Origin of the sequence: Serratia sp. JSRIV001 (assembly GCF_019968745.1) — a bacterium.
GTDB classification, from domain to species: Bacteria; Pseudomonadota; Gammaproteobacteria; order Enterobacterales; family Enterobacteriaceae; genus Chania; species Chania fonticola_B.
In genome coordinates this window covers 847,339-862,037 of record NZ_CP074147.1, presented here as the reverse complement: position 1 = coordinate 862,037, position 14,699 = coordinate 847,339, and the positions used below count along the sequence as shown (strand labels likewise).

The 14,699-nt window shown below is 54.7% G+C and carries 11 protein-coding genes; 4 read left to right on the top strand and 7 right to left on the bottom strand.

From position 1 onward, the window contains the following. Nucleotides 1–109: 109 nt before the first annotated feature. The 4 genes from ilvN to leuO all read right to left on the bottom strand — a co-directional run bounded on the left by ilvN (nucleotide 110) and on the right by leuO (nucleotide 5,851). Entirely contained in the window at nucleotides 110–604 is a 495-nt protein-coding gene (gene ilvN / locus KGP17_RS03830) for an acetolactate synthase small subunit (protein WP_021179312.1), read from the bottom strand. Further along, nucleotides 604–2,322 (bottom strand): acetolactate synthase 3 large subunit, encoded by a 1,719-nt coding sequence (gene ilvI, locus KGP17_RS03825; protein WP_039995484.1) that lies wholly within the window; start codon nucleotides 2,320–2,322, stop codon nucleotides 604–606. The genes ilvN and ilvI overlap by 1 nt, the downstream gene beginning before the upstream one ends. A gap of 319 nt (nucleotides 2,323–2,641) precedes the next feature. Further along, nucleotides 2,642–4,447, bottom strand: coding sequence for a long-chain fatty acid--CoA ligase (locus KGP17_RS03820; protein ID WP_223498879.1), 1,806 nt, complete (start codon nucleotides 4,445–4,447; stop codon nucleotides 2,642–2,644). A gap of 456 nt (nucleotides 4,448–4,903) precedes the next feature. Continuing rightward, nucleotides 4,904–5,851: a transcriptional regulator LeuO gene (gene leuO, locus KGP17_RS03815; protein WP_059199733.1), complete on the bottom strand. Its 948-nt coding sequence runs from the start codon at nucleotides 5,849–5,851 to the stop codon at nucleotides 4,904–4,906. 918 nt (nucleotides 5,852–6,769) lie between these two features. Between leuO and leuA the strand changes: the two genes are divergently transcribed. The 4 genes from leuA to leuD are packed head-to-tail and all read left to right on the top strand — an operon-like array spanning nucleotide 6,770 to nucleotide 11,456. Further along, entirely contained in the window at nucleotides 6,770–8,344 is a 1,575-nt protein-coding gene (leuA, locus tag KGP17_RS03810; RefSeq protein WP_021179308.1) for a 2-isopropylmalate synthase, read from the top strand. Nucleotides 8,345–8,346: 2 nt separating this feature from the next. Then, nucleotides 8,347–9,438, top strand: a complete 1,092-nt coding sequence (gene leuB / locus KGP17_RS03805) for a 3-isopropylmalate dehydrogenase (RefSeq protein ID WP_024483539.1) — start codon at nucleotides 8,347–8,349, stop codon at nucleotides 9,436–9,438. Between the two features lie 3 nt (nucleotides 9,439–9,441). Beyond that, complete coding sequence (gene leuC, locus KGP17_RS03800) at nucleotides 9,442–10,842, top strand: 3-isopropylmalate dehydratase large subunit (protein WP_223498878.1); 1,401 nt, start codon at nucleotides 9,442–9,444, stop codon at nucleotides 10,840–10,842. Between the two features lie 11 nt (nucleotides 10,843–10,853). After that, nucleotides 10,854–11,456 carry a 3-isopropylmalate dehydratase small subunit gene (gene leuD, locus KGP17_RS03795; protein WP_024483541.1) on the top strand — a complete coding sequence of 201 codons (603 nt, stop codon included), beginning with the start codon at nucleotides 10,854–10,856 and terminating at the stop codon, nucleotides 11,454–11,456. Between the two features lie 45 nt (nucleotides 11,457–11,501). On the opposite strand, the gene KGP17_RS03790 is transcribed toward leuD, so the two are convergent. From KGP17_RS03790 to sgrT, 3 genes are all read right to left on the bottom strand, one after another. Further along, complete coding sequence (locus KGP17_RS03790; RefSeq protein ID WP_059199731.1) at nucleotides 11,502–12,974, bottom strand: DASS family sodium-coupled anion symporter; 1,473 nt, start codon at nucleotides 12,972–12,974, stop codon at nucleotides 11,502–11,504. A gap of 143 nt (nucleotides 12,975–13,117) precedes the next feature. Further along, a complete protein-coding gene (locus KGP17_RS03785) occupies nucleotides 13,118–14,305 on the bottom strand; it encodes a sugar efflux transporter (RefSeq protein WP_059199730.1) in 1,188 nt (395 codons plus the stop codon). Nucleotides 14,306–14,452: 147 nt separating this feature from the next. Then, a complete protein-coding gene (gene sgrT / locus KGP17_RS03780) occupies nucleotides 14,453–14,626 on the bottom strand; it encodes a glucose uptake inhibitor SgrT (RefSeq protein ID WP_071682170.1) in 174 nt (57 codons plus the stop codon). Nucleotides 14,627–14,699: the final 73 nt, after the last annotated feature.

Here is a 14,699-nt window from a genome sequence, read left to right as displayed (position 1 = left end):
CGGCCGAGCAACCGCTTTCGCCCAAAGGTGCCAGCAAATGGGCAAAAAATTAAAAAGAAAGGGCGCAGCAAACCTGCCACGCCCCGGATACAGTGCAGAAAACCCGCTATCAGCGCATAATCTTGTCGCCGCGCGACACGCCAACAATCCCCGAGCGGGCCACTTCGACGATTTCCGCCACTTCACGTACGGCGTTGAGGAAGGCGTCCAGCTTGTCGCTGGTCCCCGCCAACTGCACGGTGTAAAGCGACGAGGTGACATCCACAATCTGGCCACGGAAGATATCCGTGCTGCGTTTCACCTCTTCACGACCGTAGCCGCTAGCCTGCAGCTTCACCAGCATGATTTCACGCTCAACGTGAGCCCCTTGCACCAGCTCACTGACGCGTAAAACGTCAACCAGCTTATGCAACTGCTTCTCTATCTGCTCCAGTACCTTTTCATCACCCACCGTCTGGATCGTCATGCGCGACAAGGTTGGATCATCGGTAGGAGCAACCGTCAGGCTTTCGATGTTGTAGCCACGCTGAGAGAACAGCCCGACGACGCGCGACAACGCACCGGATTCGTTTTCCAGTAATACCGATAAGATACGGCGCTTCATCAGGTTCTCTCCGTTTTGCTTAGCCACATTTCGTCCATGCTTCCACCGCGGATCTGCATTGGATAAACATGTTCAGTCTCGTCGACGGTCACATCGACAAACACCAGACGTTCTTTTTCAGCCAGCGCCTGCGCCAGCTTGCTTTCCAGCTCATCCGGGGTACGAATGGCGATGCCGACATGGCCATAGGCTTCCGCCAGCTTGACGAAGTCCGGCAAGGAATCCATATAGGACTGCGAATGGCGGCCAGAATAGATCATGTCCTGCCACTGCTTCACCATACCCAGGTAGCGGTTATTGAGGTTGACCACCACCACCGGCAGATTGTACTGCAGAGCCGTGGACAGCTCCTGGATATTCATCTGAATGCTGCCGTCACCGGTGACGCACACTACCGTTTCGTCTGGCAGTGCCAGTTTCACCCCAAGGGCGGCTGGTAAGCCAAAGCCCATAGTGCCCAGGCCACCAGAGTTGATCCAACGGCGCGGTTTATCGAACGGATAATAGAGTGCGGCAAACATCTGGTGCTGGCCAACGTCGGAGGTGACATAGGCATCGCCCTTGGTCAGGCGGTGCAGCGTTTCGATCACCGCCTGAGGTTTGATGGTGCCACTGTCTTTGTTGTAGCCCAGGCAATCGCGCGCGCGCCACTGCTCAATGGACTGCCACCAGTCACGCAGCGCATCGAAATCCTGCGCTTTGTCTTCATGCGCCAGCAGTTCCAGCATCTGCGTCAGCACCTGTTTGGCATCGCCAACGATAGGAATATCGGCATCCACCGTTTTGGAAATGGAGGTCGGGTCGATATCGATATGCAGCACCGTGGCATCCGGGCAGTATTTGGCCAGGTTGTTGGTAGTGCGATCGTCAAAGCGCACCCCAACGGCAAAAATCACGTCGGAATGATGCATGGTCTTGTTGGCTTCATAGGTGCCGTGCATGCCCAGCATACCGACGCTTTGGCGGTGAGTCCCTGGGAACGCCCCCAACCCCATCAGCGTACAGGTGACCGGCAGGTTCAGCTTTTCCGCCAGTTGCAGCAACTCTTCATGGCACTCTGAATTGATGGCCCCGCCGCCCACGTACATGATCGGCTTTTTTGCCGCCAGAATGGTCTGTAGGGCGCGTTTGATCTGCCCGCGGTGTCCTTGCACCGTCGGGTTGTAGGAACGCATGCTGACGTCCTGCGGATACGCGTAAGGCATTCTTACCGCCGGGCCAACGATATCCTTCGGCAGATCGACCACCACAGGGCCAGGGCGGCCGGTAGAAGCCAGGTAAAACGCCTTTTTCAGCACGGAAGGTATGTCTTCGGTACGCTTGACCAGGAAGCTGTGTTTTACCACCGGGCGGGAGATGCCCACCATGTCGCACTCCTGGAAGGCATCGTAGCCAATCAGCGAGCTCGGCACCTGGCCAGATAGCACCACCATCGGGATGGAATCCATATAGGCGGTGGCGATGCCGGTAATGGCGTTGGTGGCCCCAGGGCCGGAAGTGACCAGCACTACGCCCACTTCACCAGTCGCTCGTGCATAGCCATCGGCCATATGCACCGCCCCTTGCTCATGGCGCACCAGAATATGATCGATGCCCCCCACCGTGTGCAGGGCATCATAGATATCGAGTACCGCCCCGCCCGGATAGCCGAATACATGCTTAACGCCCTGATCGATCAGCGATCGGACGACCATCTCGGCTCCTGACAATATTTCCATGGGTTTGCCTCCAGGCTTACATAGCTTGTTCTTGTCTGACGCCGGAACGTAGCGCCTGTCCTGTCTGGGGCATGGCCCCAAAAATCTTATGGACGTTTTGGACTCTTAACATAGCGTCAGAATATGGGGCAGGCAAACGGCAAAATGGCTTATCGTGGGCAAGGGTATTGCCATCAGGCTGGAGATGCGCGGCTTGGCAAAACTATGCACTAGCTGAGTGGTTATTCAGCTAGGCATTGTTTTGAGGGTTGAGGTAATTACAGAACTATATCAGGCAAGGGAGACTGCGGATTTTTCGTCCACCTGCGCGCCCCTATCATCATTTTTCCTGATACATGGACTCAATTTCATGCTGGTAACGCTGTAGGATCACCTTGCGACGCAGCTTCAGCGTCGGAGTCAGCTCCCCCAATTCCATCGAGAAGGCCGCCGGCAGCAGGGTAAATTTTTTCACCTGTTCAAACAGGGCCAACTCTTTTTGCATCTCCCGCAGACGCTTTTCGAACATTTCGATGATATGGCTGTTGCGCAGCAGCTCGAGCCGATCCTGATATTTCAGATTGACCGATTTGGCATACTCTTCCAACGACTCGAAGCTCGGAACGATCAATGCGGAGACAAATTTGCGTGCATCGGCAACGATCGCAACCTGTTCAATAAAGCGGTCCTGCGCCAGGGTACCTTCCAGCATCTGTGGCGCAATGTATTTGCCGCCGGAGGTCTTCATCAGATCCTTCAGCCGCTCGGTAATAAACAGGTTGCCGCCATCGTCGATCATGCCGGCATCGCCGGTTTTCAGCCAGCCGTCAGCGGTAAAGCTATCGGCCGTCTCCAGCGGTTTATTGAAATAGCCGCGCATCACTATTGGCCCACGCACCTGAATTTCATTTTCATCGCCAATGCGCACTTCCACGCCGGGCAGTGGCTTGCCGATCGAACCAAAGCGGAAGTTGTTTTCTTCCCAGCAGGAGACCGTGGCACAGGTTTCCGTCATGCCATAGCCGTATTTGATGTTAATGCCCATCGCCTGGAAGAACAGAATGACGTTGTCATCAAGCTTGGCACCGGCCGCTGGCAAGAAGCGCACCCGCCCCCCCAGGATCCCCCGCAGCTTGCTTAACACCAGCTTGTCAGCCCAGCGGTGAGAGAGGTCGAACAGCTTGCCTAACGGTTTCCCTGCCCTTTCCTGAAGGAACTTGCGTTCACCACAGACGATGGCCCAGTGGAATAAGGCACGCCGCAACCAGGGCGCACGAGCGACCTTTTCATGCACCGCACTGAAGATTTTTTCATAAAAGCGTGGCACTGCGCACATCAGGGTCGGTTTGACATCGGCCATCGCTTCCCGCACCCAGTCGGTATTGGGCAGATAAACGTTCTGCGCGCCCGAATGCATGATAAAGAAGCTCCAGGCACGTTCAAACACGTGTGACAGTGGCAGGAAGCTGAGGGAAACGTCATCCGCCGTCACCGTAAGGCGATCGTCATGCAGCTGCAGCTGTGCGGCCATATTGCGGTAGTCAAGCATCACGCCTTTCGGCTCCCCGGTGGTGCCTGAGGTGTAGATAAGGGTGAACAAATCCTTCAAATCGCGCTCGGCAATTCTTTGCTGACGCAGGGCATCGAAACGCTCGATATCCGCAAGACGTTCGAAATGATGAAGGTGTTGGGCAATCTCACAGCCGCGCAAATCGGCTGAAGCATCAAAGACAATAATATGGGTCAGTTGCGGGCATACGCCACGCAGCGCAATCGCGGCATCCAGCTGTGCTTGCTCGCCGACAAACAGAATGCGGATATCGGCATCGTTAATGATAAATGCCGCCTGAGCCGGGGTGTTGGTGGCATAAAGCGGCACGCTGACCGCCCGCAGTTCGAGGATCGCCAAATCGGCCAACGACCAGGCCATGCTGTTGTTGGCAAAAATCGCGATACGTTCCTGTACCTCAACGCCCAGTGCCAGCAAGGCGCAGCCAATATGTTGCATATGCGCCCCAACCTGCGCCCAGGTCAACCGTGTTTCTCCCTGAGGGGACCACTGACGGAAAGCCGTATGTTCTGCACGGTTAGTAATTTGATGCTGTATACGTTCAACCTGATGGTAATGCTGCAAGGTATTGGTCATAGCGCTCTATGCCTGAAATTTATCAACCAGTTAACCGCGACCGGAGCGGAAGCTCTCACATCTCAGCTTACACGTGTTTACTTTTTTTGCGCAGTCTACCTAGTCTCCGGCTGTGGGAAAAGGGATTTCAGCGTAGAAGTGTGAGCCAAAACGCGCTTGTACTCATTTCTCTTGATCTTGGACAAAAGGGAGTGCGAAAGGTTTACACCAAACAGACAAAGTGGGATCGACGACAAGAAGGGAGAAGTGACAGGTTAAAATAGTGGCAGTATCGTTTGGGGCAGAATAGCGTTTCAGTCACTCAAATTAATTAACCCTCGGGGTAAATGATATTTCCTATGGAGTCATTATACGGAATAATCTTAGTTTCTCTTGAGCCTATTCTTAATTATTGTTTTGCGCTATCCATTATCAACCCGACGCACTCGAAAGCGCGCTGGGCCAATAAATCACTAATTAGCGCAATACACCCGCTTGGCTAAGAACGGACTTCATCCACTGATGGCCTTCATCACGCTCGGCGGACTCATGCCAGGAAAGATAACAGGTGGCGGTTTTTCTCTCCCAAGGCAGCGGAATTAATTTTAGCTGCAAGGCTTGTGCGTGCTGCTGGGCAAACCAACGAGGAGCGATTGCCACCATCTCGGTCATGGCGACCAGATTCAATACGCTGAACAGGTCGGTACATTGCTGGGTGACATTGCGTTGTAGGGTTTCGTCAAGATAGTAGGGTTTGCTAAAGGAACAAAAACGCTCTAATGCGATGACGGCATGCTGCTCCGCCAACATCTGTTTCTGGCTAATGGTACCCACCAGGCGCGGGTGAGACTGTGCGGCAACCAGGGTCAATTCATCATCGAATAAGGCAATATCCTGGAACTCGGGATGTTCAAGGCGGCTATAGCCAATAACAAACTCGGTCTCCTGATAGCGTAACTGATGCTCGATGTTAGTGCTCATGTAAGACTTGGTCTGTATCTGCACGTTGGGAGCCATGCTCTTGACGTTGTTGATTATTTTGGCTGTCAGACGAATATCTAGCGGGCTGCAGATAGAAAGCACAAAGAGGCGTTCGCTGCTCAGGGCATCAAAGCCAGCGCCTGGCAGTTCATTTTGTACCAGCTGCAGTGCCTGGCGTACCGGGCCAAAAAGTTGGCGGGCGCGCATGGTAGGCTGAATGCCACGGCCGAAGCGGACAAACAGCTCGTCGTTGAACATGATCTTCAAACGCGACACGGCATTGCTGACCGCCGGCTGCGACATCCCTAAGGAATTTGCCGCCTTGGTAATATTCTGCATCTGCATAACTGCATCAAAAACAGTGAGTAAATTAAGATCCACACTGCGCAAATGAATATCACCGTTTTCTTTCCTCAAGACAGTTCCTGAATTATATTCGGACATATCCAAACTCCACTAAGTCCCATGTAGATAATCTCGCTAGCGCGCAGGGGAATAACGGGAAAAGGCACGCTACGTTATTCCCACACAGCGAAATTAGTTATCCCTTTTGACTACACTTGTCAGATAGCAATCGGGCATCATCCTATAAAAATATGTCACAGCGGTGCATATTAGGCATTGTTCGTCGTTAGGTAGCCTTGGCACATCGGTTCGCAACTCGCCGATGGCATACAAACAAAATTGGCAGGCAAAACACCTGAGTTATGGATACCTGTTTGGTACCCTCAACCTCTGGATCAGACCATAAAATGCGTTAATGGACAATCATGCCGTAGCAAAATAGGTCTCTTTAGCATCACTTAATTGATTGTAGCCGCTCAGTTCAGCGTTAAGAATACGAATTACGAATAGATCAACAACGAAAAATTGACACCATGAATATCAAGCCCGCAACATCAGCATCCCATCAAACCACGTTTGCTGGTTTTTTGCGCCAACGAAAAATTTTAACCTAGTAGTGTTGTTAATCAATGCGACAGTGCCACTTTCAAACCATTTATGCTAATAAACTCCCGATCACCTGCGGATTTAGCGCTGGCCCAGGAGGGTTTTACCGAGTTTCCAACTAGCACCATCCCCGCGGGTGCCACGCTTTTCAATACCCCTGATTTAATCAGGTGTTGACATGCCCCGGCCAATAAAGTATCAAATTAGGCAACGAAACAATTTTAGAGAAGCTGACCGCCATGATCCGTACCCACCGTCTACTAGGCCTACTACTAAACGCATCTTATGTGCGCGGTACGCTGGTGGACGGGGTTCAAAGCTGATTCAGCCCATCATCTGCAAAACCCGCGCTACTGCGCGGGTTTTTTTTTACCCGCTTAGCGTGAAACAAACACGACAAGGAACAACACGATGAGCCAACAAGTCATTATTTTCGATACCACATTGCGTGATGGTGAACAGGCGCTGCAGGCGAGCCTGAGCGTTAAAGAAAAAATCCAGATCGCCATGGCGCTGGAAAGAATGGGTGTCGATGTAATGGAAGTCGGCTTCCCAGTCTCCTCCCCTGGGGACTTCGAGTCGGTACAAACCATTGCCCGCCAGATCAAAAACAGCCGCGTTTGTGGTCTGGCACGCTGTGTTGATAACGACATTGACGTCGCTGCCGAAGCATTACGCGTGGCCGAGGCCTTCCGTATTCACGTCTTCCTGGCCACCTCCACCCTGCATATCGAATCCAAACTGAAGCGCTCTTTCGACCAGGTGCTGGAAATGGCGGTGCGCTCCGTGAAACGCGCCCGTAACTATACCGATGACGTAGAGTTCTCCTGTGAAGACGCTGGCCGAACCCCGATTGATAACCTGTGCCGCGTGGTAGAAGCCGCCATCAACGCCGGTGCCACTACCATTAATATCCCTGATACCGTTGGCTATACCACGCCAAACCAGTTCGGCGGCATCATCACTACGCTGTACGACCGCGTGCCAAATATTGATAAGGCGATTATCTCCGTCCACTGCCACGACGATTTGGGCATGGCCGTGGGTAACTCTATCGCTGCCGTCCAGGCCGGTGCCCGCCAGGTAGAAGGCACCTTGAACGGCATCGGCGAACGCGCCGGTAACTGTTCACTGGAAGAAGTGATCATGGCCATCAAGGTGCGCCAGGACTTTATGCAGGTGCATACCAATATCAATCATCAGGAAATCTACCGTACCAGCCAGTTGGTCAGCCAACTGTGCAATATGCCCATTCCAGCCAACAAGGCCATCGTCGGTTCCAACGCCTTCGCTCACTCCTCCGGTATCCACCAGGACGGCGTGCTGAAAAACCGCGAGAACTACGAAATCATGACCCCGCAGACCATCGGTCTGAAAGATGTCCAGTTGAACCTGACCTCTCGTTCCGGCCGCGCGGCGGTAAAACACCGCATGGAAGAGATGGGCTACAAGGAGCAGGATTACAATCTGGACGTGCTGTACGCAGCTTTCCTGAAGCTGGCCGACAAGAAAGGCCAGGTGTTCGACTACGATCTGGAAGCCCTGGCATTTATCAACAAGCAGCAGGAAGAGCCAGAGCATTTCAGCCTGGAATACTTCAGCGTACAGTCCGGCAGCAGCATTATGGCTACCGCCTCGGTCAAACTGAAATGTGGCGACGAAGAGAAGTCCGAAGCCGCTACGGGCAACGGCCCGGTCGATGCGGTTTACCAAGCCATCAACCGCATTACCGACTACCCGATTGAGCTGGTGAAATACCAACTGACCGCCAAAGGCCAGGGCCGCGACGCTCTGGGCCAGGTCGATATCGTGGTGTCTTACAATGGCCGCCGCTTCCATGGCGTGGGCCTGGCAACCGATATTGTGGAATCTTCTGCCAAGGCGATGATCCACGTATTGAATAATATCTGGCGCTCTCAGCAAGTAGAAAAAGAAAAGCAGCGCTTGCAGCAAACCAAACATCAAAATAATCAGGAAACGGTGTGAACATGACTAAGACTTACCACATTGCCGTCTTGCCCGGAGACGGGATCGGCCCGGAAGTAATGGCCCAGGCCCACAAAGTGTTGGATGCAGTGCGCCAACGCTTTGGTATCCGCATCACTACCAGTGAATATGACGTCGGTGGCATTGCCATCGATCGCCACAGTACCCCATTACCCGCAGCGACCGTTGCCGGCTGCGAGCAGGCCGATGCCATCCTGTTCGGTTCGGTGGGCGGCCCTAAATGGGAACACCTGCCACCGGCAGAGCAGCCGGAGCGCGGTGCGCTGCTGCCGCTGCGTAAGCACTTCAAACTGTTCAGCAACCTGCGCCCTGCCCGCCTGTACCAAGGTCTGGAAGATTTTTGCCCACTGCGTGCCGATATTGCCGCGCGTGGCTTCGACATTCTGTGCGTACGTGAGTTAACCGGCGGCATCTACTTCGGCCAACCCAAAGGCCGTGAAGGCCAGGGCATGCATGAGCGCGCCTTTGATACCGAGGTCTACCACCGCTTTGAGATCGAACGCATCGCCCGTATCGCCTTCGAGTCCGCCCGCAAGCGCCGCAACATCGTCACCTCGATTGATAAAGCCAACGTGTTGCAAAGCTCCATCCTGTGGCGTGAAGTCGTGACTCAGGTCGCCAAGGATTACCCAGATGTGTCGCTGTCGCACATGTATATCGACAACGCCACCATGCAGTTAATCAAAGATCCGTCCCAGTTCGACGTGCTGCTGTGCTCCAACCTGTTCGGCGACATCCTGTCGGACGAATGCGCCATGATCACCGGCTCGATGGGCATGCTGCCTTCCGCCAGCTTGAACGAACAGGGCTTTGGCCTGTACGAACCAGCCGGTGGTTCTGCACCTGACATCGCGGGCAAAAACATTGCCAATCCGATCGCGCAAATTCTGTCTGCCACCCTGCTGCTGCGTTACAGCCTGGGTGCCGATGAAGCTGCAGATGCGATCGAGCGCGCCATTAATCAGGCGTTGGAACAGGGCTACCGTACCGCCGATCTGGCCGGTGCTGGCAAAGCCATCGGCACCAATGAAATGGGCGATATCATTGCCCGCTTCGTGGCTGAGGGGGCGTAAATCATGGCCAAGACCTTATATCAGAAATTATACGATGCCCACGTGGTGCATGAAGCGCCAAACGAGACGCCGCTGCTGTATATCGATCGACATCTGGTGCATGAAGTGACCTCACCGCAGGCCTTCGACGGTCTGCGTGCCATGGGGCGCAAAGTGCGTCAGCCGGGCAAGACCTTTGCCACCATGGATCACAACGTTTCGACCCAGACCAAAGACATCAACGCCAGTGGCGAGATGGCCCGCATTCAGATGCAAGAGCTGATCAAGAACTGCGCAGAGTTCGGCGTCTCACTGTATGACCTGAACCACCCCTTCCAGGGCATTGTCCACGTTATCGGCCCTGAGCAAGGCATGACGCTGCCGGGCATGACCATCGTCTGTGGCGACTCCCATACCGCCACGCACGGCGCCTTTGGCTCGCTGGCGTTCGGTATCGGTACTTCGGAAGTGGAACACGTGCTGGCAACCCAAACCCTGAAGCAGGGCCGCGCCAAGACGATGAAGATTGAAGTCACCGGCAAGGCCGCAGAAGGTATCACCGCCAAAGATATCGTGCTGGCCGTGATCGGCAAAACCGGCAGCGCTGGCGGTACTGGCCACGTCGTTGAATTTTGTGGCAAAGCGATCGAAGCGTTGAGCATGGAAGGCCGCATGACGCTGTGCAACATGGCGATTGAGATGGGTGCCAAAGCTGGCCTGGTTGCGCCAGACGACACCACCTTCAATTACCTGAAAGGCCGCCAGTTCGCTCCTACCGGGGAAAACTGGGAGCAGGCCGTGGCCTACTGGCGCACCATGAAGTCCGACGCCGAAGCCAAATTCGATACCACCATCACCCTGCGCGCGGAAGATATCGCACCACAGGTGACCTGGGGCACCAACCCTGGGCAGGTTATCGCGGTCGATCAGGCGATCCCAACCCCCGATTCCTTTAGCGATCCGGTGGAACGTGCCTCAGCTGAAAAAGCGTTGGCTTATATGGATCTGAAACCCGGCATCAAGCTGACTGACGTCGCAATCGATAAAGTGTTTATCGGCTCTTGCACCAATTCACGCATCGAAGATCTGCGTGCCGCAGCTGCCATTGCCAAAGGCCGTAAAGTGGCCGCAGGCGTGCAGGCAATTGTGGTGCCTGGCTCCGGCCCGGTCAAAGCGCAGGCGGAAGAGGAAGGTCTGGACAAGATCTTTATCGAGGCTGGTTTCGAATGGCGTCTGCCAGGCTGCTCCATGTGCCTGGCGATGAACAACGACCGTCTGAACCCAGGCGAACGCTGTGCCTCAACCAGCAACCGTAACTTCGAAGGGCGTCAGGGCCGCGGTGGGCGTACCCATTTGGTCAGCCCGGCAATGGCTGCCGCTGCTGCCGTTACCGGCCATTTTGCCGACATCCGCGAATTGCATTAAGGAGCACCAGCGTGGCTAAATTTACTCAACATACCGGCTTAGTGGTGCCTCTGGACGCGGCCAACGTCGATACCGACGCCATTATCCCGAAGCAGTTTCTGCAGAAAGTCACCCGCACCGGTTTCGGCCAGCACCTGTTCAACGACTGGCGCTTCCTGGACGACGCGGGCCAGCAGCCAAACCCTGAGTTTGTGCTGAACCTTCCGCGCTATAAAGGGGCCAGCATCCTGTTAGCCCGGGAAAACTTTGGCTGTGGCTCATCCCGTGAGCACGCACCATGGGCACTGACCGATTACGGCTTCAAGGTGGTGATTGCACCAAGCTTTGCGGATATCTTCTACGGCAACTCGTTCAACAACCAGCTGCTGCCGGTCACGCTGAGCGAGCAGGATGTGGATACGCTGTTTAAGCTGGTTGCAGAGCACGAAGGCACGGAGTTCGTGGTCGATCTGGAAAACCAGACGGTGAATGCCGGAGGCAAAAGCTACCCGTTTGAGATCGACAGCTTCCGCCGCCACTGCATGATTAACGGCTTGGACAGCATTGGCCTGACGTTGCAGCACGAAGCGGAGATTTCCCGCTACGAGGCGCAGCAACCGGCGTTTCTGAACTAAACCTCAGCCTCACCTGCCGCCCGGCGGGTGAGGCTTTCATCAACATCACCAATAACCCAGCCACTTCCACCATACTCCCCCGATCAGTGCCCAGATCAGCAGGTTGACCACGCTCATGATAAAGCCGGTTTTCCACCATTCCCCCAGGGTGGCATAGCCCGACCCAAAGATGATTGGCGCGGTACCGGTGGCATAATGTGTTAACGACATCATCAGTGAAGACGAGAAGGCCAGGATCAGGCCAAGCAGAGCCGGTGGTGCACCAAGGGCAATACCTGCGGCAAAGAACGCGGCGAACATGGCGGTCACGTGCGCGGTGGTACTGGCAAAGAAGTAATGCGAATAGAGATAGACGAGCGTTAACAAAATGGTCCCCCCGACCCAGCTCATCCCCATATGATCGATACCCGAGCCTACCGTTTGTGACAGCCAGCCAATCAGACCCAGTTTGCCGAGATAGGTCGCCATCATCACCAAGGCGGCAAACCAGACCACGGTATCCCAGGCCCCTTTGTGCTTCAACACGTCGTCCCAACTGAGTACGCCGGTTGCCAGCAGGATCGCCAGGCCAATTACCGCAGCCGTCGTCGGGTTAACTGCCAGTGCAGGGCCAAAAATCATCGCCGGAACCCCGGCCCACAGCACCAGCAACAGAGCAAACACGCCCAGCGTGATTTTCTCTGGCAGGGTTATCCGCCCCAGAGTTTGCAGCTTATCCTGTGCAAACAATGGCGCATCCGGGGTGCTTTTGATTTCCGGCGGATACAGCCAATAAACCACCAGCGGCATGACGATCAGCGAACAGATCGCCGGTACCAGCGCCGCTACCGCCCACATGCCCCAGGTCAGTTCAAACTCGGAACCGGCCCCTTTGGCGATCAGATTGACAATCAGCGGGTTAGGCGCAGTTGCGGTGATAAACATCGCCGAGGTGATCGGGTTGATGTTGTAGTTCACCAGCGAGAGATAGCGGCCAATCTTGCCGGAGGTATTCAGCTCGGGCTTGGAGCCAAAACTGTCCGCTATCGATTTCATTATCGGGTGGATAATCCCGCCGCCACGGGCGGTATTGCTCGGCGTAACCGGGGCCAGCACGGTTTCCGCCAGGGTTAACGCATAAGCGATCCCCAGCGTTTTTTTGCCAAACAGCGAGATAAAGTAGTAGCCAATGCGCGATCCCAGGCCTGTTTTATTCAGGCTCAGAGAGATCATGATTGAGAAACCGATCAGCCAGATGAGTTGGTTGGAGAACCCACTCAGTGCATCGTCCAGCGCGGCCCCCGGCTTGCCAGGGTTGGTCACTCCGGTCACAGCCACCAGCGCAATGGCAATGATGGATACGGCGCCGATCGGCATCGCCTTGCCGATAATGGCAATGATGGTCCCGATAAACAGGGCCAGCAAATGCCAGGCATTCGGTGCCACCCCTTCTGGAACAGGGATCACAAACCAGATCAGCAAAGCGGCGATAACGGCACAGAGGGAGGGAACGGGTTTGAGCGGCGTTAGTTTATCCATAACATACCCACTTTTATCAACGGGATCGGCATCTTAATAGCAAGATGGATAAGAGCGTGAAGCTCACGCTCTGAGTCCGTTTATCTTAGTGAGAATGGAGCGGTTTCCTCAATGATATGTATCAACTAACCGGGTGTTACAGCTCACACTTCGCGAACTTTGGCACTCATCCACAGCGCCAGGATGGCAAGCAGAGTAATCAGGTAGTAAACCGCATAGTGCCCAAAGTTTTCTACCAGCGCGCCTTGCAGTACACCGGCCAGGATCACCCCGGTCGAAATGCTGTTGGTAAACATGGTGGTCGCGGCACCGGGCCGCCCCGGCATCAAATCCTGAAAATACAACATGCCGATCCCGGCAATAATGCCGATAAACACCGCGTTGAACAGCTGCAATATCATCAGGGCCGACTGGAACTTGAACAACACCAGCCCGGCATAAAACAGCACGCCTGCCGCCACCGCAAACAGCATCATATTGCGTTTGCCAAAGCGTTTGACGTAATAACCCGCCAGCAGCATAGCCGGGATTTCCAGCCCGGCGGCGGTGCCCATCAGCCAACCTGCCAGCCGTTCAGGCAAGCCCAAATCGGCGGTGATGTACAGCGGCATATCGATGATATACATGGTGTTGCAGGTCCACATCAGCATCGAAGCCACAAACAGCAGGCGCACATCGGGATCGCGCCAGGCGCTGATTGGCGCAATAGGCGGAGAATCTACGCTGATCTCAACGTCGGCACGGGGCACCGAAGGCAATATCAGCCACACCAGCAGCACGCTGACGGCAAAAATCAGCGCCGCAATCATAAACATCACGGTAAAGCCGTAGTTCAGTGCCAACATAAATGACAGCGGCGGGCCGATCACCCAGGCCAGTGAAAGCTGAGCACGCATCACCGAACTGAACATCACCACTTCACGTGCCGAGCTGTCCGCATACTCACGCGCCAAGGCAAAAATCTGCGGCATGGCGGTATTGGCAATCGCGGCCAGCAGCACGCCTACGGTGATCAACGTCAGATAATCACGGTTGAATGCAAACAACAGGCTATTGGCCAGCGCCATGGCACAGCACACCAGGATCAGCTTGCGCCGATCGCCACGGGTATCCGAACGCTTGGCCAACAGGAAGCTGACGATGATCCCGGCGATGGCATTCACGGTATAGAACATGCCTACCCATAGCGGCCGCACCTTTACCTCGGTGGTCAGAAACAGGCTTAGCGTGGGGGCTTGCAGCGCTCCAGCAATGCCGGTCAGGAAGGCTATTAGCAGGAAGGCGGCAAAAACGGGATTAAAACGGCGCGGTAACCAGCGTCTGAAACTCATAGCGATATCCCTATCCAGAAATAAAGAAGGCTATGCTACAGAAGGAAAATTGCCGAAGGAAGTAAAGACGGCAGATAAAAATGCCAGTGGGTAACCCCACTGGCTGGTGAAAAGCACCATTACTCAGAAACACTTTTGCGGTGAACGTCAGATACGCTCACGGTATTGCTTGTCGCTCAGCGTGGCGATGTCCCACTGGGTCAAGTGGGCCAGCATCTCCAGCCGCGCCTGTTCAGGGACCACCTGCAGCCAATCGGCCTGCTGGCGGCGGATGGCGGTGAAATAACGCTGATAAAACTGTTTAGTTAACAGAACCGTCATTTGTTATCCCTCCGCTGATTCAACTGCCCTCATTATCGGCGTAATATAGGGAAAAATAAATTGACGACTTGAT

Bases quoted from the DNA above. Each gene is read 5' to 3' on its own strand.
- ilvN (WP_021179312.1), bottom strand. From the start codon at position 604: ATGAAGCGCCGTATCTTATCGGTATTACTGGAAAACGAATCCGGTGCG.
- ilvI (WP_039995484.1), bottom strand. From the start codon at position 2,322: ATGGAAATATTGTCAGGAGCCGAGATGGTCGTCCGATCGCTGATCGAT.
- KGP17_RS03820 (WP_223498879.1), bottom strand. From the start codon at position 4,447: ATGACCAATACCTTGCAGCATTACCATCAGGTTGAACGTATACAGCAT.
- leuO (WP_059199733.1), bottom strand. From the start codon at position 5,851: ATGTCCGAATATAATTCAGGAACTGTCTTGAGGAAAGAAAACGGTGAT.
- leuA (WP_021179308.1), top strand. From the start codon at position 6,770: ATGAGCCAACAAGTCATTATTTTCGATACCACATTGCGTGATGGTGAA.
- leuB (WP_024483539.1), top strand. From the start codon at position 8,347: ATGACTAAGACTTACCACATTGCCGTCTTGCCCGGAGACGGGATCGGC.
- leuC (WP_223498878.1), top strand. From the start codon at position 9,442: ATGGCCAAGACCTTATATCAGAAATTATACGATGCCCACGTGGTGCAT.
- KGP17_RS03790 (WP_059199731.1), bottom strand. From the start codon at position 12,974: ATGGATAAACTAACGCCGCTCAAACCCGTTCCCTCCCTCTGTGCCGTT.
- KGP17_RS03785 (WP_059199730.1), bottom strand. From the start codon at position 14,305: ATGAGTTTCAGACGCTGGTTACCGCGCCGTTTTAATCCCGTTTTTGCC.
- sgrT (WP_071682170.1), bottom strand. From the start codon at position 14,626: ATGACGGTTCTGTTAACTAAACAGTTTTATCAGCGTTATTTCACCGCC.